The sequence below is a fragment of the Cobetia sp. 14N.309.X.WAT.E.A4 genome (genome assembly GCF_030397495.1).
In the GTDB taxonomy this organism is placed as follows: Bacteria; Pseudomonadota; Gammaproteobacteria; order Pseudomonadales; family Halomonadaceae; genus Cobetia; species Cobetia marina.
The window spans coordinates 453486-478018 of the sequence record NZ_JAPNXT010000001.1 but is presented as its reverse complement, the minus strand read 5'-3'; the positions used below and the strand labels follow the sequence as shown (position 1 = coordinate 478018).

Below are 24533 nucleotides of genomic sequence, written 5' to 3'. Positions count from 1 at the left end.
CGAGGCAAGTATGGTTATGTTCGCCAGCGCTCCGGGTTGCCCTCTTTGGGGGGCTTCACGGGCGCGGGTCGTGACAGCTCATGTTACGCTAAGTGCTGGTCTGGCGCACGATTTTCAAGGTTTCACTGTAAGGATTTACACCCATGGAATCCACGTGGTGAATCCCCTTCCAGCTACGCAGCCAGGTCAATTGACGCTTGGCGAGCTGGCGGGTGGCAATGATGCCACGCTCACGCATCTCGTCACGCGTCAGATGCCCCTCCAGATAATCCCACACCTGACGATAGCCGACACAGCGTATCGAGGGCAGCCCGGGGTGCAGCTCCGGGCGAGCCTTCAGCGCTTCGACCTCGCCAATCAGGCCCTGTTCCAGCATCTGGTCAAAACGCGTCTCGATACGTTCATGTAACACGGCTCTGTCATGGGGCGCCAGTGCGATCGGGATCGGCCGGAACGGAAGCTCGGCTTCCGGCTGCTCCGCGAGCAGCTCCGTCATCGAGCGCCCGCTCAACAGACAGACTTCCAGCGCACGTGTCAGACGCTGCGGGTCCGAGGGCCGAATTCTCTCGGCGCTCGCCGGATCCAGCCTGGCAAGCTGCGCATGCAGCGCCGGCAGCCCTTCGTCTCTGGCGCGTGCTTCCAGCTGTTCACGCAGCGCGGGATCCGCCGCCGGCAGCTCCGCCACACCTTCCAGCAGCCGCTTGAAGTACATCATGGTGCCACCGACCAGCAGCGGCATCTTGCCGCGGGACTGGATCTCGGCGATATGCGCCAGTGCATCGCGACGAAACTCCGCTGCCGAATAGCTCTCCAGCGGGTCCAGGAAGTCAATCAACCGATGCGGCGCCCGCGCCAGCTCTTCGGCGCTGGGCTTGGCGGTCCCGATGTCCATGCCACGATAGATCAGCGCGGAATCGACGCTCACCAGCTCCGCTCCCTGCTCCTCGTGCCAGCGGATGGCCAGGTCCGTCTTGCCGGAGGCTGTCGGTCCCATCAACAGCATGACAGGCGGTTTGTCAGCCATCTCATGCGCGGCACGGGGGGAAATGTCGGGGGATTGCGTCTGGGTCATGACCTATTGTCTGGGCTAGGAGGTGAATCAAGGGTGAACCACTGTCGATACCGGGCAGGCTTACTGCCCACGCAGGAACAGCTTGTCGAGTTCATTCATGGAAAGTTCGGTCCAGGTAGGACGGCCATGATTGCACTGACCGGAGCGCTCGGTGCGCTCCATGTCTCGCAGCAGGGCATTCATCTCGGGAACCGTCAGGCGACGATTGGCCCGCACGCTGCCCCGGCAGGCCATGTCCGCGAGCAGCTCATTCATGTGAGCTTCCATGCGATCGCTGCGGCCGTAACGCTCGAGATCCTCCAGCATGCCGCGCACCAGTGGCTCGACATCGGCATTGCCGAGCACCACCGGCACCTGTCGCACCAGTAGGGTTTCCGGTCCGGCGGCGTCCAGCTCGACACCCAGACGCGTGAATGCCTCGGATTCGCGCTCGAAGGTACCCATCTCGCGCGAACTGACGGCAAGTGACACCGGCACCAGCAGCGGCTGGGCCTCCAGATGACCGCCGCCATGCACATGGCGCTTCATGCGCTCGTAGGTGATGCGCTCATGGGCGGCGTGCATGTCGACCATCACCAGTCCACGCGAGGTCTGCGACAGGATGTAGACCCCGTGCAGCTGCGCGATGGCGTAGCCCAGCGGTGGCGTATCATCCTCAGCGCTCTGGGCTGGCAGGCCACGCATCACGATGTCAGAGGCGACAGGCGTGGGGCCGTCAGCGGACACATTCTCTGCCGGGACTCCCGACGATGGCTCCGCTGACGGTGCCGAGACCTGCCAACCGGCGGCAGATTCGCTGATACCGGCCGGTGCGTCATCCTCACCTTGGCGCATCCCTTCGCCCAGGGTGACACGCGGGGCGCGCCGCGCCTCGCGCTCGGCACTGGCGATGGCGGCAGGGTCGCGAGCAGCGCCATGCTCAGGCGTCGTGCCCGCTGGCCCGCCACCCGGCGTCAGCAGATGGTCTTCGCTGGGATGCAACGCACGATAGCCGGCCATGAACTGACGCACCCGCTCAGCACTCAGGCGCTCGCTGGAGCGGCCATCTCCGGCCGGCGGCAGCTGTGACGATGGCTTCCAGGGCGCGGCAGCGCCTGTCGGCTCACCTGCAGCGGCTGACTGATCCTTCCCGGCCGACGCACCACCACCAGGGGATGACTGCGCTGACGCACCATGCTCCTGCGCATCCTGCTCCTGACGCCCGAGACGCATGCCCTGCTGCTGCCAGCCGGGATCCTCCTCCTTCTCCTGGCCCTCGATACCGGTGGGCGCGGCGCTGTTGTCACCGGGGCGCACCTCGGCCAGTGCCTTGTGCAGGCTGGAGAACAGGAAGTCGTGCACCAGGCGTCCGTCGCGGAAGCGCACTTCGTGCTTGGTGGGGTGAACGTTGACATCCACCACCGTGGGGTCCAGCTCCAGATAGAGCACGAACACCGGATGCCGGCCGTGGAACAGCACGTCGCGATAGGCCTGACGCACGGCATGCGCGACCAGACGGTCACGCACCACGCGGCCATTGACGAAGAAATATTGCTGGTCCGCCTGGGCACGCGAATGTGTCGGCAAGCCGACCCAGCCGGAGAGACGCAAGCCGGAGGCCTCGATATCCAGGTGCAGCGCATGCTCGAGGAAGTTGCGGCCCAGCAGTGCGCCGATCCGGCGCTCCACCGTCAGCGTGTCCTCGCCGGCACGCAGCTGATGCACCACCTTCTGGTTGTGGCGCAACGTCCAGCCGATGTCGTGACGCGACAGCGCGAGACGCCGGAAGCTTTCCTCGACATGGCCGAATTCGGTCTTCTCGGTACGCATGAACTTGCGACGCGCCGGCGTATTGAAGAACAGGTCACGCACGGCCACGCTGGTGCCACGCGGATGGGGCGCCGGCGAGACACGCGGCGACATCTCACGGCCTTCCGCCACCACCCGCCAGCCATTGGCGGGCTCATCCGAGACGTTCGAGAACAGCTCCAGGCGCGAGACCGAGCTGATCGAGGCCAATGCCTCCCCTCGAAAGCCGAGACTCGCCACACCCTCCAGGTCATCAAGGCTCTCGATCTTGCTGGTCGCGTGACGTGACAGGGCCAGCGGCAGATCCTCCTCGGTGATGCCGCAGCCGTTGTCACGCACGCGAATCAGCCGCGCACCGCCGCCTTCCAGTTCCAGCTCGATGCGCGTACTGCCGGCATCGATGGCGTTCTCGACCAGCTCCTTGACCACGGAGGCCGGTCGCTCCACCACCTCGCCCGCCGCGATCTGGTTGGCAAGACGCGGATTGAGGATGCGGATACGCCGCTCACGTGTTTCAGCGACATCCGTATCAGATGGCTCGACGGACATGGAAGAACTCCTGATTATGCATGCGTAGAGGGCGTCTCTCTGAAAACGACACTGCCCGCCGACCCGGCCTCTCCGTGCGGCGAGCACGCAAGAGCCGAGTCAGCGGACAGTCGACGGGCTTCATGCCCGATGGATAGCGTGCTCGGGCTGCCACGCCCGCCTGCCGCCACGTCGAAGGAGCAGGCGGCCTGACACTCAGCCGCGCGGAATCTTGAGCACCTGACCGACGCGGACCGTGTCCCCGCTCATGCCATTGGCCTGCTTCAGCGCGGCCATGCTCACGTTGTGACGCTGTGCGACTTCTGACAGCGTATCGCCACTCTTGACGCGATACTCGCCACCGTTGCCGCCTCGTGCCTGGCTGCGTCGCCATGCCAGCAGACTGGCAGGCGGCGGATTGCGCTCGAAGTGACTCTGGATACCCGAGAAGATCGAGCGCGCCAGCTTTTCCTGATAGGCGCCACTGTTGAGGTTGCGCTCTTCCTGGGGATTGGAGATGAAGCCCGTTTCCACCAGCAGAGACGGGATGTCCGGCGACTTGAGCACCACGAACCCGGCCTGCTCCACCTGACGCTTGTGCAGCGAGTTGATACGGCCCAGATTGGCCAGCACGCCGCTGCCTGCCGCCAATGAATCATTGAGCGTGGCGGTCATGGTCAGATCCAGCAGCACGCCGCGCAGCATCTCATCCTTGTCATTCAGGCTGAGGTTGCCATCCACGCCGCCGATCAGGTCAGCACGGTTCTCGGTGGCCGCCAGCCAGCGGGCGGTCTCTGAGGTGGCGCCTCGGCTGGAAAGCGCAAAGACCGAGCTGCCATGCGGCCGCGGACTGTTGAAGGCGTCGGCGTGCACCGAGACGAAGAAGTCTGCCTTCTGCTCACGCGCGATCTCGGTCCGCTTGCGCAGCGGGATGTAGTAATCGCTGTTGCGGGTCAGGATGGCCTTGAAGCCGGGCTGCTCGTCGAACATGCGCTTGAGGCGCTTGCCGATCTTGAGCACCACATCCTTCTCCTTGGTACCGCTCGGGCCGCTGGCCCCCGGGTCCTCACCGCCATGACCGGGGTCAATGGCGATGATGATATCGCGCTTGGGATGCGTCGCCGCCTTGCTGCTCGGCAGCGGCGCGGCAGGCTCGCCCTTCAGCTTGCGCTTGGCTGCCGCCTGCTCCTGCTCGCGGATACGGGCTTCGATCGGGTCAATGGGATTCTCGACCGCGGACTCGCCCGGGAACTCGAGATCCACCACCAGACGGTTGCCGTACTTGTCGTTCGGCGCCAGCGTGAAGTCCTTGGGATTGACCTGGCGCGTCAGATCCAGCACGACCCGCAGGGCATCGTCCTGTCGTCCGGTACGGATCGCCTTGATGGCACTGCCTTCCAGATCCAGCGCATCGAGCTTGCGCTTCACCGCGTTGCTGGCCACCTCGCTTGCCGCGAGGTCGATCACCAGACGCCGAGGATTGTCGAGGCTGAAGATGTTGGCACTGGCTGCGCTATCGAGATCGAACACCAGCCGCGTGTGGTCCGGCGCGGTCCACAACCGCAGATTCTCGACCTTGGCGGCCAGCGCCTGGGGAGCGAGCGCGAGACTTGCCAGCGAGCACATCACCCCCCCCGCCAGGCAGCGACGTAGACCGCGCATCATGCGCAGGCGAGAGGATTGGGGCGCAGTTTCAGGCATCGGAAAGGGTGACTCGAACAGAAGGAACATGGATGAATATAGCGAAGGATGACCAGACGCAGCCACGAAGATGATACGGCACGTCAGGCGCCATCATGCCTGAGAGGCGCGTCGCTCGGCCAGTGCCTCAAGCCAACCCTCTCCTCGCGGTGTGAGGGCATGCAACTCGGCCTCGCGGCCCTGCTCGGCGACGGACAACATCACGCGCAGGTCCGGCACCGGCAGGAAGCCCTGACCACAGCTTGGCCACTCGATCAGCGCCAGACTGTCATCGGCAAGCAGGTCTCGCCCGCCGATGAACTCAAGCTCCTCCGGGTCAGCCAGCCGGTAGAGATCAAAATGATTGATGTGCCATTCGCCGCCCTCGGGACGTGGCAGCACATAGGGCTCCACCAGGGTATAGGTCGGACTCTTCACCGCCCCCTCATGCCCGTAGGCACGCAGCACGCCACGCGTGAGAGTCGTCTTGCCGGCCCCCAGCTCACCTTCCAGGAACACCAGCCCGCGGCCGGCAAGGACGTCGCCCAGCTGGCTGCCAAAGGCAACCTGGGCATTTTCATCAGACAGGAGTATGCGCATTTCGGGCCCGTGGATTGAGCAATAAATGCATATAGGATGCCAGATCACCCGCGAGCAGGCCACGCTCGCCGCGCTCCTGCACCGCACGGTCGGCGGCCAGGGCGTGCACCAGCACGCCGACCCGTGCCGCCTGCGCCATGCAACGCGTGACATGCGCCGCCTGTGCCGTGCCCTGCTCATGGGTGCGTGACTGGCGTGCATCGAAGCCACCATTGAGCGCCTGGGCCGCCAGCCCCGCGATGATGCCGCCCAGCACGTCCCCCATGCCGCCACTGGCCATGCCGGGATTGCCATAGGGACACAGCGCCACGTCTGGCCCTTCCAGTACGCCGGCGGGACTGGCAATCAGACTGCCGGCCCCCTTGAGCACTACACTGCCGCCATATCTTTGCTGCAGGGCGCGCACGGCGCCGGGCCGGTCCTGCTCGACCTTTGCCACCGAGCAGCCCAGCAGGCGCGCCGCCTCTCCGGGATGCGGCGTCAACACCCAATCGTCGCGTCGGATCACCTCACCTTCACCGGCTCGCCAGGCCAGCAGGCTCAGGGCGTCGGCATCCACCACCAGCGGCTGGTCGGCCGCGAGCACGCGAGACAGTCCTCCCCAGCCCCACAACAGGCTCTCCAGCGGCTCCGTCCCCATACCGGGGCCGACCAGTGTCACGCTGGCCTGTGCCATCTGGGCTTCCAGTACGGCAAACCCGTCATGACTGCTGCCCTCCGGCCCGCTCTTGAGACCACGCACCATGACTTCCGGGCAGCGTGTCAGGCTGGCGCTGACATGCGCCGGCGCGGTAAGCAGCGCCACCTTGCCGGCACCGGCACGCGCGGCGGCTTCACTGGCCAGCAGAACGGAGCCGCCAAGCCCCGGCCCGCCGCCAAAGACCAGCACGCTGCCGGCATCCCCCTTGTGCGCCAGCGGAGAGCGCGGCACCAGCTCGGTCTCCAGCCAGCGTGGCGTGAGGCGCTGCACGGACTCGCACGCCAGCAGCGCTGCCGTTCGGGTCTGCTTGACCACCTCCGGCAGCACCCGAGCCGCACCAAGCCGCGCCAGACTGACGTGTCCGGCATGCAGCTCGGCGCGCCCGGTGTGCAGACCCGGCTTGTCGACCAGAAATGTCAGCGTGACATCCGCCTCCACGGCGACACCGGCCACCGCCCCCGTGGCGGCATCAAGCCCCGAGGGCACATCCAGCGCCATGACATGCGCGCCCTCCCGGTGACGTTGGTTGATCAGCTCGATGGCGTGGGCGACCGCGCCGCGGGGCGCCTCGCGCAGACCGATACCGGTCAGGGCGTCCAGCAGCAATGGCCAGCCCTTCACCAATGATTCTGCCGTGGCGGTATCTTGTGGCCAGGGGTGACGCTCGACCCCGGCTTCCCGCGCGGCAATCGCGGCCAGCTGGGCATCGCCTGTCAATTGCGCCTCATCCTTCAAAGCGATGATGCGCACCTCGAACCCCGCCAGCTGGGCAAGACGCGCCACCAGATAGCCGTCGCCCGCATTGTTGCCGCCACCACACAGGACACACAATCTGCGCGTCTCGGGCCATCGCTGCCGCAGCAGGTCGAAGGCTGACTGCGCCGCCCGCCCCATCAGACGCTTGTCCACCGACGCTTCAGGCAAGCCGTTGGTCATCGAGACGGTCTCTTCCGCCAGCAGCCAATGCTCGAGGTCACGCAGCGCCGCGATGGGCCACAGGCAATTGACCGAACGCCACAAGGCTTGAGTGGCGGATGAGACCGGCGTCACATCGCAGGGGTTAGAGGAATCGCTCACGGCCATGCCCACACTCCATGTCTGATAAACTGAGTCGTGCCCGCGCCCTGGAAAAGCGGCGCCGCACGCCCTGAAATACTGGGTAGCGCACACCTCACATGCCGCTTGGGCTGATCGGCAAGTTACGCTAAGGTGGCGCCCTTTCGCACGCACCGCCGACTCCTCGCCGTGAGACGCCAGCGTGCACCATGCTCCTGAACATCCTGTCCAGCTGGAATGCCCATGCCTGCTTCATCCGCCACCATGCCCCTGCCCGCCGACGCAGCCGCAAGCTCTCCCGACGAGACATCCGGTGATGACTCGCGCGTCGCCGACCCTCAGGCCATGGCGGAACTGGCAGCCCGCATCAAGACATGGGGGCGCGAACTGGGGTTTCAGCAGGTCGGGATCACCGATGTCGACCTCTCGGAACACGAGGCCTACCTGGAACGTTGGCTGGCCAATGGTCATCACGGCGAGATGAACTTCATGGCCAAGCACGGCACCAGGCGCACGCGCCCGGAGGAGCTGGTGCCCGGCACGCTGCGCGTCATCAGCGTGCGCCTCGACTACCTGCCGCCCGAGGTCGAGACCACCCAGGTACTCAGCCAGCCCGAGCGCGCCTACGTCTCACGCTACGCGCTGGGACGCGATTACCACAAGCTGATGCGCAAGCGGCTGGCCAACCTGGCCAAGCAGATCGAGAAGGAAGTCGGCACGTTCGGCTACCGCGCCTTCGTCGACTCCGCTCCGGTCATGGAGCGCGCGCTGGCCCAGAAGGCCGGTATCGGCTGGTTCGGCAAGAACGCCATGCTGATGAACCAGCAGGCTGGCTGCCTGTTCTTCCTGGGCGAACTCTACACCGACCTGCCTCTGCCGGTGGATGCCCCCTTCGAGAAGGAACACTGTGGCAGCTGCAACGCCTGCAAGGTCGCCTGCCCGACGGATGCCATCGTCGAGGACAAGGTCGTCGATGCACGTCGCTGCATCTCCTACTTGACCATCGAGCTGGATGGCGCCATCCCCGAAGAATTCCGCCGTGCCATGGGCAACCGCATCTATGGCTGCGACGACTGCCAGCTGTTCTGTCCCTTCACGCGCTTTGCCAAGGCGACCCAGGAGGCGGATTTCTCGCCACGCCATGATCTGGATCGCATCGAGCTGATCCGGCTGTTCTGCTGGGGGGAGCAGGAGTTCCTCGACAAGACGCAAGGCAGCCCCATCCGGCGTATCGGCTATGAGAAGTGGCTCTCCAACATCGCCATCGGACTGGGCAATGCGCCCTGGTCGGAGCAGGTCGAGCATGTCCTGCGTGCCCGCCTGCCCTATCCCAGCGAGCCACTGCGCGAGCACGTGCGCTGGGCACTGAAGGAGCAAGCCATCAAGCGCGGCGCCCGTCTGGCCACCGCGCTCTGAGACTCTCACGCTGCGTCGTTCAGACGATGCCCTGCTGGGTCAGCTTGAGGAAGGTCTTGCGGTAATGCGCAAGCTCCGCCAGTGACTCGCGGATATCATCCATCGCCTGGTGAGTCGCCCGCTTCTTGAAACCGTCCAGCGCGGCCGGATTCCAGCGCTTGGCGAGTTCCTTGAGGGTCGAGACATCGATGTTGCGGTAATGGAAGAACGCTTCCAGCAACGGCATCTCATGCTGCAGGAAACGGCGGTCCTGATGCACGCTGTTGCCGCACATCGGCGAGGCGCCTGCCGCCACGTGGCGGGCCAGGAACTCGAGAGTCTGACGTTCGGCTTCGGCGGTATCGATCTGACTTTCCTTGACGCGCGTCACCAGTCCGGATTCGCCGTGGGTGCGCGTGTTCCACTCATCCATCGCCTCTAGCAGGCTGTCCGGCTGATGCACGGCCAGCACCGGCCCTTCGGCAATCAGGTTGAGATCTCCGTCGGTGACCAGCGTGGCCACCTCGATGATGCGCTCACGCGCGGGGTCCAGCCCGGTCATTTCCAGGTCGATCCAGATGAGTCGATCGGCCTGCGCGGTGGGATTTGCCATGGGTCACTCCTTGCTGAACGGGGAATGGGAAGACGCTGAGGATCCGCCTGTGACGGCAGTATCACACGCCATCCCGGGGTGTCGCACGACACCCGAGGGCGCAAAGGGTACAATCGCGCCGCAGAGGGGGGAAGACGCTCCCATCCCTGGCGAACGAACGGCGACCGGAGTCACCAGCCAAGCATGAGCAAACGCAAGCTAAGCCGCCAGCAACAATGGCGCATCGAGAAGGTCCAGGCCGAGCGTACCAAGCGCGCAGAAAAGCGCGAGACGCAGGACCGCGACAAGCTCGACGCCGGCGAATACGGCCCGGAACAGCACGGCCGTGTCATTGCCCACTACGGGCGCAGCCTGGAAGTCGAAAGTGAATCCGGCAGCCTGCATCGCTGCCACCTGCGCGCCAACCTGGAAACGCTGGTCACCGGTGACCGCGTGATCTGGCGTGAAGCCAGCGACGCCACGGGTGTGGTGGTGGCACGCGGTGCCCGCACTACCGAGCTTGAACGCCCGGACATGCGGGGGGTGCTCAAGCCGGTGGCCGCCAACATCGACCAGATCATGATCGTGTTCGCCGCCGAACCCGCGCCACAACCCAATCTGATCGACCGCTACCTGATCGCTGCGGAAGCCACCGGCATCACGCCGGTGCTGGTGCTCAACAAGGTTGACCTCCTGCCCGAAAGCGGTGGTGTGCTGCGTGACCTGCTGGCACGCTATGAGGCACTCGGCTACGACGTCGTCGCCTGTACCACGCGCGGCGAGGCAGGCCTGGACGCCCTGAAGGCACAGCTGAGCGATCGCACCTCGGTGTTCGTCGGTCAGAGTGGCGTCGGCAAGTCGTCACTGGTCGGCATGCTGCTGCCCCGAGAAGAGATACGTGTCGGCCCGCTCTCCACCGAATCACGCCAGGGCATGCACACCACCACCACGGCCTGGCTCTATCACATGCCGGACGGCGGTGATCTGATCGACTCACCCGGTATCCGTGAATTCGGCCTGGTCCACCTGACGCCGGAGCAGGTCACCGATGGCTTCCGTGAATTCCACGACTACCTGGGGCTATGCCGCTTCCGTGACTGCAAGCACGAGAAGGAACCGGGCTGCGCCCTGCTTCAGGCGGTCGACAGCGGCGAGATAGGCCGCGTGCGCTTTGACAGCTACAAGAAGATCCTGCTGTCACTGACCGAGAGCTGAACGTGCGCGACTGACGCCTCTCTTCAAGGCCTGGTTCGCAAGCACCACGAAAAACCCCCACCCGTCTGTGACGGGTGGGGGTTTTTCATGTCAGTCGAACTGACGGGGCGAGGACGTGATCAGGCGGATCAGGCCAGCGCCTTCTCCACGACCTCGTAGAGATTGCGCGACAGCTTCTCGCCACGGATACGCTCGAGCTCAGCCTTCATCAGCGCCTGACGCTTGGCATCGAAACGCTTGTAGCGCGTCAGCGGCGTGATGATGCGCGCGGCGATTTCCGGATTCAGGCGATTGAGTTCGATGACCACATCCGCCAGCAGGCGATAGCCTTCGCCATCGAGGCGATGGAAGTTGACGCGGTTCTGGCCGGCGAAGGCACCGATCAAGGCGCGCACCTTGTTGGGGTTGGTCAGCGAGAACGCCGGGTGCTCCATCAAGAAGCGCACGCGATCCAGCACGTCGGCCTGCGGACGCGTGACCTGGATCGAGAACCACTGATCCATCACCAGCGGATCATGTGACCAGCGCTCGGCGAAGGCCTTGAGGGCCGGATCGCCCAGCTCGGTGCGCGAGGAGTGCACCAGCAACGTCAATGCCGCGCGTACGTCGGTCATGTTGTGCGCCGCTGCCAGCTGAGCTTGGGCCAGACGCACGCCCTCCTCGTCCTCGATGCTCATCAGATAGCTGAGCGCGGCATTCTTGAGGCTGCGGCGCGCCATCTGCTCGAAGGTCGGCGCGTAGTCGCCCTGCTGCTCATTGGCGTGATAGAGCGCGACGAAATCATCGCGCAGTGCCGTGGCCAGTTGCGCCTTGGCGGTCTTGCGCGCCCAGTGGATGGCATCGACATCGACGACAGTCTGCTGCTCGGCGATATAGGCCTCCGACGGCAGAGTCAGCATCTCGGCCAGCACGGCACGATCGGACGGCTCGCTCTGGAGCAGGAAGCGATAGGCGGCCAGCAGACGCGCATCGAGTGATGCCTGGGTGTCGCCCTGCTGCCAGGCGGCCATCAGATCCTCGAGCGCTGCCAGCGCCAGACGCTGACCGGCATCCCAGCGGTTGAAGCCATCGCTGTCATGCTGCATCAGGAAGGCCAGCTGCTCACGGCTGTAGGCGAAGGACAGCTTGACCGGCGCCGAGAAGCCGCGCAGCAGCGACGGCACGGGGTCGGCACCGGCCTCGAGGCCAGTGAAGACGAAGGTCTGCTCGGCCTCGGTCAGCTCCAGCACCGTTTCCGTGCCCAGCGCCTCGCCATCCAGCGTGAGCGCCAGATCACTGCCATCCGCACCCACCAGGCCCATGCGCACCGGGATCACCAGCGGCAGCTTCTCAGCCTGCCCCGGTGTCGCCGGGGTGGACTGCTGCAGCGTCAGGGAATAGCGGCCCGTCTCGGCATCGAAGTTGCCACGGGCGCTGATTTCCGGCGTCCCCGCCTGAGAGTACCAGCGCATGAACTGGGTGAAGTCACGCCCGGAGGCTTCGCTCATCGCACTGATGAAATCCTCGATGGTGGCGGCGCTGCCATCGTTGCGCGCGAAGTAGAGGTCACTGCCGCGGCGGAAGGCCTCTTCGCCCAGCAGGTTGGCGACCATGCGCACCACTTCGGACCCCTTCTCGTAGATGGTCAGGGTGTAGAAGTTGGAAATCTCGATATAGGACGCCGGGCGCACCGGATGCGCGGTGGGACCGGCATCTTCCGCGAACTGCGCGGTGCGCAGCATGGCGACGTCTTCGATGCGCTTGACCGGCGCCGAATTCATGTCGGCGGAGAAGGTCTGGTCACGATAGACGGTGAAGCCTTCCTTCAGGGACAGCTGGAACCAGTCACGGCAGGTGACGCGATTGCCGGACCAGTTGTGGAAGTACTCGTGTGCCACCACCCCTTCGACGCGCTGGAAGGCGGCGTCGGTGGTGGTATCGGGATTGGCCAGCACACAGGCGCTGTTGAAGATGTTGAGACCCTTGTTCTCCATCGCGCCCATGTTGAAGTCATTGACCGCGACGATCATGAAGATATCGAGGTCATACTCGCGCCCATAGACCTCCTCATCCCACTTCATGGAGGCCTTGAGAGAGTTCATGGCGTGCTGAGTCTTGTCGAGATTCTCCGGCTCGACCCAGATCTCCAGGGCAACATCACGCCCGCTCATGGTGGTGAAGCTGTCGGCATGCTTGACCAGATCCCCCGCCACCAGCGCGAACAGGTAGCACGGCTTGAGGTGCGGGTCCTGCCAGGTGACGAAGTGACGGCCGCCGTCCAGCTCGCCACGCTCGACGGGATTGCCGTTGGAGAGCAGGATCGGGTAGTTCGCCTTGTCCGCGATGACGGTCGTCGTGAATACCGACATCACGTCCGGACGATCCGGGTAATAGGTGATACGGCGGAAGCCCTCGGCCTCGCACTGGGTGCAGAACATGCCGGAGGACACATAGAGCCCTTCCAGTGCCGTGTTGGCCGCCGGGTCGATCAGCACGACCGTCTCGAGCTCACAGCTGGCCGGCAGCGCCGCGAGGGTGAGATGCGTCTCGTCGACCTTGTATTCATCACTGGCGAGCGCTCGCCCATCGACACGCACGGATTCCAGCGTCAGGTGCTCGCCATTGAGCACCAGCGGTGGCGTCGCGTCACTGCCCACGGCGGCATCGGGATTGGCCTCGAGGGTCAGCACGGCCGTCACGCGGGTCGCGGACGGCGCCAGATCGAACGTCAACCGAGTGCTGAGAATGCGCCAGGCCGGCGCTTGATAATCATCAAGATGAATGGCGGCAGGTTGTGACATGAAGGACTCCACGATCAACGCCGCGCGGACGATGCCACACGGCAGGAAAACATCGGGCAGCGATGGCAGCCTGCCACCGCGCCCGCGATGAATGGCCCCTCACGGGAGGGGCGGGACACGCGAATGACTAGTCGTTCTGCAGGCGTTCGCCGCTGACGGGTCGGGAGGGCTCATCGAAGGGCTCGGCCGGGGAAGGCGCAGGCGCGAGTTCCTCGTATCCCCCGCGCGGCTCGGGGCGCGTGCCCAGCCAGATGGCCAACAGGGAAAGGAAGATCAGCAACGAGACCTTGACCGCCATCACGGAAACGGTGAAGAGAATGATCAGCATCGAGACCACCAGCATGCCGACCGCCAGGATGCGTGCACGCAGCGGGATGGCACGCTCGCGCTCCCAGGAGATCAGGGGAGGCCCGATCTGGGGGTGTTCGCGAATGTAGCGCGCGAAGCGAGGGGAGCCGCGACTGGCACAGGCCAGCGCCAGCAGCATGAAGACGGTCGTCGGCAACAGGGGCAGGAACATGCCGGCAAACCCGATCGCGAAGAACAGCCAGGCCAGCCCCAGCCAGCAGATCCGCTTCATGCGCCGAAAAATCATCATCTCAAGGTCCCCTCAACCATCGGGCGCACACCGCGTGCCACCTGCTACCAGTCAAGCGCCAGATGCCTCCCGAGGGAAGTGCATTCTGGCTATCTTTCCCATAGCTGCTGCGTGCATGGTAACGGGCTTGCCCGTGACACGAAAGGCGAACGGGGTTGCGGTGCAGGCGACATTCAGTCGCTTTGCGCCACCTGCCAGAGGCGCATGATGGCTTCACAGCGGTCCGCCAGCAGTTCAGCGGTGCGTGTCAGGGCCTGCTCCAGCGGCATGGCAGCGTCACACAGGGTGAAGACGGCGCTGACGCCTTCGTCATGCGCAGCCTGCCAGCCATCCGCGAGACGCCCTGCCAGCACGATGGCCGGCACTCCGGCCGCTCGGGCGGCACGCGCCGCGCCGATGGGCGTCTTGCCCCCCAGGCTCTGCCCATCCAGCCCGCCCTCGCCGGTGATCAGCAGGTCACACCCTTCCAGGCGCTGCGCCACGCTCAGTCGTTCCATCACAAGCTCGATGCCCGGGCGCAGCTCCCCCGTGAGCCAGGCCGCCACTGCGTAGCCCATGCCGCCTGCGGCACCGGTGCCCGGCAGCTGCTGGTGGTCCTCCCCCAGCACCTCGGCACTCATCCGCGCGAAACGCCCCAGCGCGACGTCCAGCTCCTTGACCACCGCCTCATCCGCGCCCTTCTGGGGCCCGAACACGGCCGTCGCGCCACGCGGGCCACACAGCGGGTTGTCGACGTCCACCGCCGCGGACACCTTGAGAGTCGCCAGCCGCGGGTCCAGACCACTGGCATCCAACCGCGCCAGTCGTGCCAGCGCCGCGCCTCCGTCCGGCAGTTCGTCACCCGCCTCATCCAGCAGGCGCAGACCGAGTGCACGCAACATGCCGCTGCCGCCATCGTTGGTCGCGCTGCCGCCCAGCGTGACGATCAGGCGCTCGGCACCGGCCTCCAGCGCGGCAAGCACCAGCTGTCCGACGCCGAAGGTACTGGCGATGCGCGCATCACGCTCATCGGGGCTGAGCAGGTGCAGACCACTGGCCTCGGCGAGCTCGACGATGGCCGTGCGGCTACCCGCTTGCCAGCCCCATTGCGCAGTGACCTCGCGCCCCAGCGGATCACGTACCTGAGCGCTGCGCGCCTCGATGGGATCTGCCTCGCTTGCAGCGGCCAACAGTGCCGCCAGGGTGCCCTCTCCGCCATCTCCCAACGGGCACAGGTCGAGCTCGGCCTCGGGCATTACGCGCCGGATGCCGCTCGCCATTGCCTCGGCAGCCTCCAGCGCAGGCAGCGCTTCCTTGTAGCTGTCTGGGGCCAGCAGGATACGCAACGCCGAACGAGAGGAGAAAGTGGAAACGGGAGACATGGGCTGACGATCCTTGTTGTCAATGGTGGGGATGATCTCAGGTGCTCCTGCGTGATCAGGCATGCGCTGGATGACGCCACGGCACGCTCGGCGTGTCATGGACACGCAGGGCGACTCATGGTCCGCAGGGTCCTGACGCTCATTGGTGCCATGCGCTGCCCACAAACGCAACTGCCACCCGCCGGAGAACCGACGAGTGGCAGCGAAATTGCCGATGGAAAGCTTGTGATGCTGGCGCGGCAGAAGCCGCTCGGGCGATGCGCGACGCATCACCGGCGCCTCACTTGACCAGGCGCGTCTCGGTGGGGGCCAGTGTCACCTTGCCCTCGCGCTTCAGGTGGCCGATGGCACGCTTGAAGTTGGCCTTGCTGGCGCCGAAGGCGTCGCTGATGGCCTGGGGGTCGCTCTTGTCACCCAGCGGCAGCACCCCGGCGTTGGCTTCCAGACGTGCAAGGATGCGGTCCGCCAGCTGTTGATGGCCTGCAGGGCCCGGGGCCTGCGGGGTCAGGTCGATGTTGCCGTTGCCATCATTCTTGAGCACCCACAGACGCAGACGATTGCCGATATGCAGGCGGGTGAAGATGCGATCATGGTGCACCAGCCCCCAATGGGCATTGTCGATGATGATCTTCATGCCCAATTCGGTCTTCGCCGCCACCAGGCCGGAGATTTCCTGACCGACGGTGTACTCGGCCGGAGTCTTGTCCAGCCAGCGATCCAGGCGCATCGACGCGACCATGCGATCGCTGTGCTTGTCGAGCCCCACGTGCACCATGGCGAACTGGCCCGCCTTGAGCTCACGCTTGCGCTCGCCGTAGGGCAGCAGCAGGTCCTTGCCCAGGCCATTGTCGAGGAAGGTGCCGATGTCGTTGACCTCGACCACCTTGAGGGCGGCGAACTCACCGACCATGGCGCGCGGATAGCGCGTGGTGGCCAGCAGGCGGTCTTCATCATCAAGACTCACGAAGACTTCCACCGCGTCACCGATATCGGCACCGGCAGGAATGAAGGGAGTCGGCAGCAGGATTTCACCGCGGTCACCGCCGTCGAGGAAGACGCCGAAGCCGACCCGCTTGGTGATGGTCAGGGTATTGCGCTGGCCGATAGCGAGCGGAGCAGACATGTAACCTCTCTTTGCGCAGCCCGACCCACCCGGGGCGAGCGTCACGCGAATATGACGAACGAAGATGGTGAAACGCTTTGAGAGCGCAGCGCCTGAAACGGGTACGTGACGCTTTCAAAGCGATTCAAACGAACACAGCACCGCTCGCCGAGAGCGAACGGTGCTGAGAGTGGCGCCCCTGACACTTGTCGACGACATTTGCCGCTGACAGCGGTCAGCCGTGACATGAGCGCCAGGCGCGCGAGGAAGATCAGTCGCGGAAGTTGTTGAACTGCAGCGGCAGCTCGATGCTCTCGTCACCTTTCAGCAAGGCCATGGCCCCCTGGAGATCATCACGCTTCTTGCCGGTGACGCGCACCTTCTCACCCTGGATCTGGGCCTGGACCTTGAGCTTGGCATCCTTGAGCGCCTTGACGATCTTCTTGGCGGTCGGCTGGTCCAGCCCCTGACGCAGCACCAGCTGCTGGCGGGCACGCACACCGCCGGTGTCGGCGTCCTTCTCTTCCAGGCAACGCACGTCGATGCCACGCGCGATCAGGCGACCCTTGAGAAGCTCGATCATCTGACGCAGCTGGAAATCGGCGTCGGCTTCCAGATTGACGGTCTCTTCCTTCTCGAGTTCGAAGCCGGCAGTCACGCCCTTGAAATCAAAGCGTGTCGCAAGTTCGCGATTGGCCTGATCGACGGCGTTCTGAACTTCGTGCTTGTCGAGTTCGGAGACAATATCGAATGACGGCATGGGAGCGATTCCTTTGAAGCCATGAAGAATAAACAGCGCATCCTAGCCCATGGGGGCGACGCGCGCCATGCCCGGCCGTCAGGCAGCGCCCGCATCTCCCCACGTCGAGATCCCCTCAGCCCTGACGTCGCTGCTGCTGGCGGGCGGGTTTGATGAGGGAATCACCAGTGACTTGCGCATCTTCCAGGCCGCCGCGCCGTCGGCGTAGTAATCGCGCAGGCGACCATTCCTGGCAAAGCCGTGGCGCTCATAGAGGGTGATCGCTGCACCGTTGCCGGTATGCACTTCCAGATCGAACTGCTCACAGCCCTGCTCGATGGCCAGCTGCTCGAGCGCGATGAGCAGACGCTGGGCGAGACCGCGTCCGCGCGCCTCGGGATGCAGACAGAAGGAATAGAGTCGTGCCCGGCGTGAATTGCGTCGGAACAGCACGGTGCCATAGCCCAGCACGCTGCGCAGCGGGGTGGCGTCATCCTGCGCCACGCTGCCCGCCGGCCACAGTGCGGCCATCGCATTGCCTGCCGCCGGCAGGGCGTCCGGGCCATCGCCTTCTGGCTGGATGATGACGAGGGTGCGTGCATTGGCACGCAGAATCAGATGGGACAGCTGACGACGACTGAACCAGTCGCTATCGAAACTGACTTCCTCGAGCTCTACCAGAGCATCGAGATCGGCCCGGATCGCCGGACGCAGAATGGGGGTCATGATGCAGGCTCTCCCGCCTGTCAGCGCCCTGAGGCAGCCCTGAAATCAAGGTGTCGTGGGGCGGTAGCAATCCGCTGCATTCTGGGCATGCAGGCACGTCTTGTCTCGACCTATTTGCATGAAATTATTTCATCTTGTTGCCTATTGCGATGACGGAGATTGTTTTTCATGATGCGCTGCATTCGGCACCGCTTCGGTGCCCGCCCTTCGAGGCTACTCAATGTCCCGCCTGCGTATCGTGGTTGACCGTGTCAGTGACTGGCGCGCCTTCTATCCCAGTGATGATGTCATCAGCGCCCACGACTTTCTGTCCGAGCTCTCCCACGACAGCTCCGTGCCCACGGCCCGGGCAGACCAGGACGCTCCGCAGCCCGCGACCCACGTCATCAATCTCTGCGGCGGGCTCGATTACCTCGGGATCGGCTATTACGTCTCGCTGCTGGCACAGGCGCGCGGACAGAAAGCCCTGCCGTCGGTGGAAACGCTCAACCAGCTGTCGCGCAAGTCACTGATCGACATGGAACTGGGCAGCATCCGTGTGCTGCTTGAGGAGCTGACGCGCAAGAGCGCCCTGCCCGCCCCGCAGACAGTCCCCCACGAGACCGGCAAGCATGCGCATCTCGACCTGCTGCTGACCTTCGGTGAGAGCGATGACCCCGCACTGGCACGTCTCGGTCGCAAGCTGTTCGAGCGACTGCCCTGCCCGTTGCTCGAGGTACGACTCGAGGCGCGTGGCGAGCGCTGGACCCTCAAGCGAGTGCGCCCGCAATCCTTGAGCCATCTGGCGGAAACGGACGAGGATCGCTTTGCCCAGGCGCTCAACCGCCATTCCCGCAAGGTCTGGCGCACCCCGAAGGCGCGCCGCCACTACCGTTTCGACCTGGCGATGCTGGTAGACCCGAATGAGGCACTGCCACCGTCCAATCGTACGGCGCTCAAGCACTTCATCCGCGAGGGACGCCGCCTGGGCATCGATGTCAGTCTGATCACCAAGCGTGACGAGGGACGTCTGGCCGAATTCGATGGGCTGTTCATCCGCGAGACCACAAGCCTGGACCACCATACCTACCGCATGGCCAAGCGAGCCGAACACGAAGGGCTGGTGGTGATCGACGACAGTCAGTCGATTCTGCGCTGTACCAACAAGGTCTTCCTGCATGAGCTCCTGAAGGCTCGCGGCCTCAGCGCCCCACAGGGGCGCCTGATTCATCGCGGCGAACTGCGCCAGCTGGCCGAACGCGGACAGCACATGCGCTATCCGCTGGTGATGAAGGTGCCGGATGGTGCCTTCTCGCGCGGCATCGTCAAGATTGACGGGCCGGAGACACTGGTGCGTGAAGCCGAGCGACTGTTCCATGACTCCGCTCTGCTGCTGCTGCAGGAATGGCTGCCGACCGAGTTCGACTGGCGTATCGGCGTGCTCGACGGCAAGGTGCTGTTCGCCAGCCGTTACTACATGGCGCGTGGCCATTGGCAGATCTATGACCACAGCGGCGCCCGCACCCGCTCCGGCGGCTTTGCCACCGTTGACCCGAGTGATGTGCCCCCCGCCGTGATCAAGGCGGCTCTCAAGGCGACACGTCTGATCGGTGATGGGCTCTATGGAGTTGACCTCAAGCAGCTCGAGGATCGCGTGGTGGTCATCGAGGTCAATGACAACCCCAATCTGGATGCGGGGGTCGAGGATGTCGTGCTGGGACGCGAGCTCTACCACCGAGTGATGCAGGTCTTCCTGGAGCGCATGCAGGCGCGCCGCCAGCCCGTGCTCGGCTGAATCCCCCGGCTGAATCCGCTGGCTGAACCAGTCGGGCCGGCATCTTTCTTCGATATCCCCAGGCCATACGACAACGCCCGCACTCCTGGAAGGGAGCGCGGGCGTTGTCATCCTCATTAGCCTTGAGCTTATTCTTCAACACGGGACGACGTCATTCGCCGAGCTGGACCTCGATCTCATACCCCGTGAACTTGCGCAGATTGATCACCCCGCTGTCGAGGATCAGATACTGACCCTTGAGCCCTTCGAGAACGCCTTCCACCACGGGTGTCTTGTCGAAGTTGAACGAGGTGACCTTGGTCGGCGCGGTACGCACCGGAAACTCGAAGGCCAATGCCGTGGTATCCAGTACCCGGATGGCGTCTTCCCCGCAATGCGCCTGCAGCGCCGCCAGACCCTCGGCCATCTGCTCGAGCAGTGCATCACGCTCGGCTTCCAGATCCAGCTCGGCCACATCGCCCTTGAGCATTGCGCGCCAGTTGGTGCGGTCATTGAGTGCCTGCTTGAACAGCACCTCGACCAGCCCTGACTGCAGACGATTGGAGACCTCGACGATGGGCAAGGCCTGGATGGCACCCTGATCGAACCAGCGCGTCGGCATCTGGGTCTTGCGGGTGATACCGACCTTGAGGCCGGAGGAGTTGGCCAGGTAGACGATATGCGGCTGGAAGCAATGCTCCTCACCCCACTGAGGATCACGACAGGTTCCTTCCGCGAAGTGGCAGGTCTCCGGCTTCATGATGCAGCCATCACACTGTGGCAGCTTGCGAAAGCAGGGATAGCAATGCCCCTGCGCGAAGCTCTTCTTGGTCTTGCGCCCGCAATGGCTGCAGTGGATCTGACCGGTGAAGTCCAGGCGTACCTTATGGCCAATATAGGCGTTCAGCGGCTGGGTGATCTCGCCCAGTCGCAGGCCATAGCTGGCCGCCAGCGGCTCACGCGAGCCTGACTGCGCATCCGCCGAGGTATCGATCGCAAGCGCCTCACCGGCAGGCACGATGGACATCTTGCGGATGTCCCCTCTCAGGGTCACCGACTCCACAGCGGGCTGAGGTGCGCCATCGACGTCCAGTGCATCATCCAGTGTCAGTTGACCCACTTGATCTGCTCCGGCTCATCGCGTGAAGCAGTGTCGTCACCGTCACGCGGACCGCAAGTACCGTTGTCGATGAAGCCGACACGTGACTCGGCAGGCACGTTGTTGTGGACCTCGTACTTGATGACGGCTTCCATGCACAGCTCGACCTGCTCCGAGGTCAGCACCCGGCCGTCCGGCCATTTGCGCAGCTGCATGGACTGCTTGAGGCTCTCGTAGATGGCCGGGGTCATCTGTTCGACCATCCCGTCGAAAGTCATGTCACTCATGGGGGTTCTCCTGATGCTGGAGCACGGCGCGGGGGCAGCGCCACGCGGGCAACGTGACGCCACGCCGTGCAAAATGCGTCCATTCTATCATTGTCATCCGCCTGGCTGTCATGACGTGGTGCCCGGTGCGCGGCGCGGCAGCACGAATCCCAGCACCAGTCCTGCCAGCAGTCCACCGAGATGCGCCTCATTGGCGATGGCCCCAAGGCCGATGGCACTCGATAGCGGTGTCATGCACAGCACCAGATAGATCAACATGAAGATCATCAGCGAGCGCTGCATCTGATAGCCCAGCATCGGCCGTCGACGAGCCGCGATGAAGACATAGCCGATCACGGCGAAATCGATTCCCGAGAGCCCACCGAACAGCACACTGCCGGTGGCGTACTGCGCCAGGTTGGCAGCCACCCCGCTCACCAGCACCACCAGCGCGAAGCGCCAGGCGCCATCGATGGCCTCGATCTGGCGCCCGAACACCCATAGCCACAGCAGATTGAAGACCAGATGCAGAATGCCGAAATGCATCAAGGAAGGCGACCACAGCCGCCACCACTCCCCCGCCAGTGTCGTGGACAACGGCGCCGGTGCAATGTGCTGACTGCCCACCAGCTCAAAGGGCACGATGGCCAGCCATTCGAACACCGCCGCCTGACCCAGCACGTACTGACACAGTACCGTGAGGCAACAGGCGAGCCCGACCAGCCATGTCAGCGGGGTCTGTCTGACGAGCTGCCAGAGACCGCCCGATGCGCCGCTTGAGAAACCCGACGCCTCCGCAGCCTCATCGCGCAGCGGCTCTCCGCGTGAGTGGCGCTCCAGCATCGCGATCACGCGGGGGAGCTGCTCGGGGTCCGCCAGCCACAACATCTGACGCACCGCCTCCCCGTCAGGGGTCGAGACGCGCTCGGAGGTGATCTGGTGGCCGATCTTCTCCGCCCACAGCGCCTGACGCAGTGCGAGCGTATCGAAGGAGTCGTCTAGAGTCAGAACCTGGAACATGCAGTGTCCTTGCAGTGACAAGTCAGCGTGATGGCATCTCTCGACAGTAGCCCGACGTCGAGAGCGCCGATGGGCGGTCGGTGGCAGATCCAGCTGATGCCACTCTGGATAGGGACTTGTCTGGAGAGCCGCGATGGCGGCGATGACAAACTGACAGGCATAAAAAAAGTCCGGTGGGGGGCACCGGACTGAGCAAGGGATCATTCAAGGGAACACTTACTCTGAGTCCGGGATGGCGCTTTGGTTCACTGGCTGCTTATTGAAAAAAACAATGGCGATGAGAAAGTCCGGCAGGTATGACTATGGCCCAGCACGCTATCCACTCATCTCACCGCGCCCCGACAACTCCTCGGCCGGCAACTCTTCCGGCAGTGGACGACTCGAGGGTTCGCGCGGCACCGGCACCCAGACGAAATTGGCGGCATCCAGCGTCGCTTCGCCACTGAAGCGATAGGCGACCAGGCGACCGCATTTGACGGCGCTGTAATCGAGACAGGCGATATTGGTCGCCGGGAGCGCAGGCACGCCTTCACACCAGTAATGCCCCAGGAACAATGGCAATTGCTCTGGTCCGTAATACGGCAATTTCTCGAGCTCGCCCTCGCTCAACCAGCGCGACTCCAGCTCTCCCGGCAGATTGTCGGGCTGGAACACCACATCGCCATAGGTGCGAGGCTCGCGCGCCCAGAAATGCGCCCGGAAACTGCGGCGCGTGAAGCCATCCCCCGAGTGGATCTCGACGCCCTCCGGCAAGCGCAGACTGGTCCCCCGAGTCAGGCGATCCAGCACCCGATAGGCAAAGCTCGAGGGGTCGACGGAGTCCTGCAGGAAGGCTTCATCGATGCAGCCATCCGGAAAGCGCGCCAGAAACGGACGCACCAGCGCTTCATCCCAACAGGCGTGGACCACGCGCAGACCACTCTTGCCCTCTCCCAGCGACGGCAGTTCAAGACACAGTGGCATGCGCATGAACCAGCTCAATGCGTCATCCCACTCATCGGGATGATGCTGATACTGATCGAGCGTCTCGCGAATGATGCGATTGTGCCGCGAGGTATGCGGGCGCAGAAAATCACGGTGATCGCCACTCTCCCGCAGGCGTGCACGCCGACAATAGGCCAGCGCGTTGTATTCATGGTTGCCCATCACGATCAACGCCTCACCGGCTTCCACCATCCGGCTGGCCAACTGGACGGCCAGTCGGATACGAGGCCCACGATCGATGATGTCACCAAGAAAGATCACCTTGCGCGTGGCATGACAATACACGCCATCCTTCAGGTGATAGCCGAGCTTCTCCAGCAGCGCCGCCAGCGTGGCGCCACAGCCGTGCACATCACCGATCAGATCATAGCCATCCCGTGGCGCCACGAATGCGTTCATGCTGCTTGCCTTGATGTCATTCGCCGAGGCGGTTGCTCCAGCCGAGCTTGGTGCGACAGATCTCGAAATAGTTGTGCTCCAGCGGATGGATCAGCGTCAGACGTTCGCGCTTGCGACGAATCTTGAGCACATCGCCGGGCTTGGCCACCACCTGAGTCTGGCCATCGCAGCTGATGTGGGGATAGGTCGTGTTGCTGGCGCTGATGTGCAGGAGTATCTCGCTGGCCGCGTCGATCACGATCGGACGACTGGACAGCGTATGCGGGAACATCGGCACCAGCGTGATGGCCTCCAGGCGCGGGTGGACGATCGGCCCGCCGCCAGAGAGCGCATAGGCGGTCGAGCCGGTCGGAGTGGCCACGATCAAGCCATCGGAGCGCTGGGAATAGACGAACTGGCCATCGATGAACAGCTCGAACTCGATCATCCGCGCCGCCTTGCCAGGATGCAGCACGACATCGTTGAGGCCGTCCGCCGCACCTATCTTCTCGCCGTCCCGAAAGACTTCCGCCTCCAGCAGGAACCGCTGCTCACTGAGGTAGTCACCCTCGAGCACCTCGGCGACCTTTTCCTCCAGCTCATCTGGACGGATGTCGGTGAGAAAGCCCAGCCGGCCGCGATTGACGCCCAGTACCGGCGTGCCACTGCGACACAATGCACGCGCCGCGCCCAGCAGACTTCCATCACCGCCCACCACGATCACCAGATCACAGCGCTCGCCCATCTGACGACGGCTCGCCACCTCAAGGCCATGGTCAAGCAACAGCGTCGCCGTGCGCTCCTCGATGATCATCGCCAGCTGGCGAGCCTCAAGAAAGCGAATCAAGCGCTTGAGCGTGTCCACTACCTGAGCACTGCCCAGTCGACCAATCACGCCGATCGTATTGAATTGCTGCTTCATCACGCCTCCCGGGCTGTCATGCAGAACATTATGCGGACTCCCTTGACCAGCGGCAATGCACCTGCATTTTCCGTTGCTGCATCAAGCCACTACCCACCCTTGGCGATATCAGCACATCCAATTGCCTGAATGGCGCGTTAGTTCAGGCATATCGCAAGACATTGTCCCGGTCCACGCCC

20 protein-coding genes are annotated in these 24533 nt (G+C 64.3%); 3 read left to right on the top strand and 17 right to left on the bottom strand.

The genetic code is table 11. The features are described 5' to 3' along the window. Positions 1–88: 88 nt before the first annotated feature. The 5 genes from miaA to OW493_RS02040 form a co-directional block, all read right to left on the bottom strand. Positions 89–1024, bottom strand: a complete 936-nt coding sequence (miaA, locus tag OW493_RS02060; protein ID WP_077372492.1) for a tRNA (adenosine(37)-N6)-dimethylallyltransferase MiaA — start codon at positions 1022–1024, stop codon at positions 89–91. Between the two features lie 108 nt (positions 1025–1132). Next, positions 1133–3409 (bottom strand): DNA mismatch repair endonuclease MutL, encoded by a 2277-nt coding sequence (gene mutL, locus OW493_RS02055; protein ID WP_289863080.1) that lies wholly within the window; start codon positions 3407–3409, stop codon positions 1133–1135. A 195-nt stretch (positions 3410–3604) separates the two neighbouring features. Next, positions 3605–5014: an N-acetylmuramoyl-L-alanine amidase gene (locus OW493_RS02050; protein ID WP_084209056.1), complete on the bottom strand. Its 1410-nt coding sequence runs from the start codon at positions 5012–5014 to the stop codon at positions 3605–3607. 168 nt (positions 5015–5182) lie between these two features. After that, the gene (gene tsaE, locus OW493_RS02045) at positions 5183–5668 is read right to left on the bottom strand and encodes a tRNA (adenosine(37)-N6)-threonylcarbamoyltransferase complex ATPase subunit type 1 TsaE (RefSeq protein WP_289863079.1); all 486 of its coding nucleotides are present in this window, start codon (positions 5666–5668) and stop codon (positions 5183–5185) included. Beyond that, entirely contained in the window at positions 5649–7445 is a 1797-nt protein-coding gene (locus OW493_RS02040; protein ID WP_289863077.1) for an NAD(P)H-hydrate dehydratase, read from the bottom strand. Before OW493_RS02040 ends, tsaE begins: the two co-directional genes overlap by 20 nt. Positions 7446–7769: 324 nt before the next feature. Here OW493_RS02040 and queG point away from each other — a divergent pair, with 324 nt between their 5' ends. Then, complete coding sequence (gene queG / locus OW493_RS02035; protein ID WP_176493290.1) at positions 7770–8840, top strand: tRNA epoxyqueuosine(34) reductase QueG; 1071 nt, start codon at positions 7770–7772, stop codon at positions 8838–8840. 19 nt (positions 8841–8859) lie between these two features. On the opposite strand, the gene orn is transcribed toward queG, so the two are convergent. Continuing rightward, complete coding sequence (gene orn, locus OW493_RS02030) at positions 8860–9432, bottom strand: oligoribonuclease (RefSeq protein WP_084209058.1); 573 nt, start codon at positions 9430–9432, stop codon at positions 8860–8862. 183 nt (positions 9433–9615) lie between these two features. Here orn and rsgA point away from each other — a divergent pair, with 183 nt between their 5' ends. Then, complete coding sequence (rsgA, locus tag OW493_RS02025; protein ID WP_077372474.1) at positions 9616–10626, top strand: small ribosomal subunit biogenesis GTPase RsgA; 1011 nt, start codon at positions 9616–9618, stop codon at positions 10624–10626. 128 nt (positions 10627–10754) lie between these two features. Here rsgA and pepN read toward each other — a convergent pair whose 3' ends face one another. From pepN to OW493_RS01995, 6 genes are all read right to left on the bottom strand, one after another. Continuing rightward, entirely contained in the window at positions 10755–13406 is a 2652-nt protein-coding gene (gene pepN, locus OW493_RS02020) for an aminopeptidase N (RefSeq protein WP_136938180.1), read from the bottom strand. Positions 13407–13533: 127 nt separating this feature from the next. Continuing rightward, the gene (locus tag OW493_RS02015) at positions 13534–14004 is read right to left on the bottom strand and encodes a YbaN family protein (protein ID WP_240704164.1); all 471 of its coding nucleotides are present in this window, start codon (positions 14002–14004) and stop codon (positions 13534–13536) included. Between the two features lie 173 nt (positions 14005–14177). Continuing rightward, entirely contained in the window at positions 14178–15329 is a 1152-nt protein-coding gene (locus OW493_RS02010) for a glycerate kinase (protein ID WP_289863241.1), read from the bottom strand. A gap of 316 nt (positions 15330–15645) precedes the next feature. After that, entirely contained in the window at positions 15646–16488 is an 843-nt protein-coding gene (locus OW493_RS02005; protein ID WP_077372464.1) for a S1-like domain-containing RNA-binding protein, read from the bottom strand. Between the two features lie 250 nt (positions 16489–16738). Next, positions 16739–17227 (bottom strand): YajQ family cyclic di-GMP-binding protein, encoded by a 489-nt coding sequence (locus OW493_RS02000; RefSeq protein ID WP_077372461.1) that lies wholly within the window; start codon positions 17225–17227, stop codon positions 16739–16741. 78 nt (positions 17228–17305) lie between these two features. After that, complete coding sequence (locus tag OW493_RS01995; RefSeq protein WP_284728084.1) at positions 17306–17932, bottom strand: N-acetyltransferase; 627 nt, start codon at positions 17930–17932, stop codon at positions 17306–17308. Positions 17933–18152: 220 nt separating this feature from the next. On the opposite strand from OW493_RS01995, the gene OW493_RS01990 reads away from it, so the two are divergent. Beyond that, on the top strand, positions 18153–19706 hold the full coding sequence (locus tag OW493_RS01990) for a RimK family protein (RefSeq protein WP_191236736.1): 1554 nt from the start codon (positions 18153–18155) through the stop codon (positions 19704–19706). Between the two features lie 151 nt (positions 19707–19857). Here OW493_RS01990 and OW493_RS01985 read toward each other — a convergent pair whose 3' ends face one another. The 5 genes from OW493_RS01985 to OW493_RS01965 all read right to left on the bottom strand — a co-directional run bounded on the left by OW493_RS01985 (position 19858) and on the right by OW493_RS01965 (position 24354). Next, on the bottom strand, positions 19858–20805 hold the full coding sequence (locus OW493_RS01985) for a DUF2797 domain-containing protein (RefSeq protein ID WP_289863057.1): 948 nt from the start codon (positions 20803–20805) through the stop codon (positions 19858–19860). After that, on the bottom strand, positions 20793–21071 hold the full coding sequence (locus tag OW493_RS01980; protein WP_176493003.1) for a DUF1315 family protein: 279 nt from the start codon (positions 21069–21071) through the stop codon (positions 20793–20795). The genes OW493_RS01985 and OW493_RS01980 overlap by 13 nt, the downstream gene beginning before the upstream one ends. A 108-nt stretch (positions 21072–21179) precedes the next feature. Beyond that, positions 21180–22070 carry a rhomboid family intramembrane serine protease gene (locus OW493_RS01975; RefSeq protein WP_289863055.1) on the bottom strand — a complete coding sequence of 297 codons (891 nt, stop codon included), beginning with the start codon at positions 22068–22070 and terminating at the stop codon, positions 21180–21182. Between the two features lie 315 nt (positions 22071–22385). After that, a complete protein-coding gene (locus OW493_RS01970; RefSeq protein ID WP_289863054.1) occupies positions 22386–23453 on the bottom strand; it encodes a metallophosphoesterase in 1068 nt (355 codons plus the stop codon). Positions 23454–23469: 16 nt separating this feature from the next. Beyond that, the gene (locus OW493_RS01965) at positions 23470–24354 is read right to left on the bottom strand and encodes an NAD(+) kinase (protein ID WP_077372443.1); all 885 of its coding nucleotides are present in this window, start codon (positions 24352–24354) and stop codon (positions 23470–23472) included. Between the last annotated feature and the right edge of the window lie 179 nt (positions 24355–24533).

Bases quoted from the DNA above. Each gene is read 5' to 3' on its own strand.
- miaA (WP_077372492.1), bottom strand. From the start codon at position 1,024: ATGGCTGACAAACCGCCTGTCATGCTGTTGATGGGACCGACAGCCTCC.
- mutL (WP_289863080.1), bottom strand. From the start codon at position 3,409: ATGTCCGTCGAGCCATCTGATACGGATGTCGCTGAAACACGTGAGCGG.
- OW493_RS02050 (WP_084209056.1), bottom strand. From the start codon at position 5,014: ATGTGCTCGCTGGCAAGTCTCGCGCTCGCTCCCCAGGCGCTGGCCGCC.
- tsaE (WP_289863079.1), bottom strand. From the start codon at position 5,668: ATGCGCATACTCCTGTCTGATGAAAATGCCCAGGTTGCCTTTGGCAGC.
- queG (WP_176493290.1), top strand. From the start codon at position 7,770: ATGGCGGAACTGGCAGCCCGCATCAAGACATGGGGGCGCGAACTGGGG.
- orn (WP_084209058.1), bottom strand. From the start codon at position 9,432: ATGGCAAATCCCACCGCGCAGGCCGATCGACTCATCTGGATCGACCTG.
- rsgA (WP_077372474.1), top strand. From the start codon at position 9,616: ATGAGCAAACGCAAGCTAAGCCGCCAGCAACAATGGCGCATCGAGAAG.
- pepN (WP_136938180.1), bottom strand. From the start codon at position 13,406: ATGTCACAACCTGCCGCCATTCATCTTGATGATTATCAAGCGCCGGCC.
- OW493_RS02015 (WP_240704164.1), bottom strand. From the start codon at position 14,004: ATGATGATTTTTCGGCGCATGAAGCGGATCTGCTGGCTGGGGCTGGCC.
- OW493_RS02005 (WP_077372464.1), bottom strand. From the start codon at position 16,488: ATGTCTGCTCCGCTCGCTATCGGCCAGCGCAATACCCTGACCATCACC.
- OW493_RS02000 (WP_077372461.1), bottom strand. From the start codon at position 17,227: ATGCCGTCATTCGATATTGTCTCCGAACTCGACAAGCACGAAGTTCAG.
- OW493_RS01995 (WP_284728084.1), bottom strand. From the start codon at position 17,932: ATGACCCCCATTCTGCGTCCGGCGATCCGGGCCGATCTCGATGCTCTG.
- OW493_RS01990 (WP_191236736.1), top strand. From the start codon at position 18,153: ATGTCCCGCCTGCGTATCGTGGTTGACCGTGTCAGTGACTGGCGCGCC.
- OW493_RS01980 (WP_176493003.1), bottom strand. From the start codon at position 21,071: ATGAGTGACATGACTTTCGACGGGATGGTCGAACAGATGACCCCGGCC.
- OW493_RS01975 (WP_289863055.1), bottom strand. From the start codon at position 22,070: ATGTTCCAGGTTCTGACTCTAGACGACTCCTTCGATACGCTCGCACTG.
- OW493_RS01970 (WP_289863054.1), bottom strand. From the start codon at position 23,453: ATGAACGCATTCGTGGCGCCACGGGATGGCTATGATCTGATCGGTGAT.
- OW493_RS01965 (WP_077372443.1), bottom strand. From the start codon at position 24,354: ATGAAGCAGCAATTCAATACGATCGGCGTGATTGGTCGACTGGGCAGT.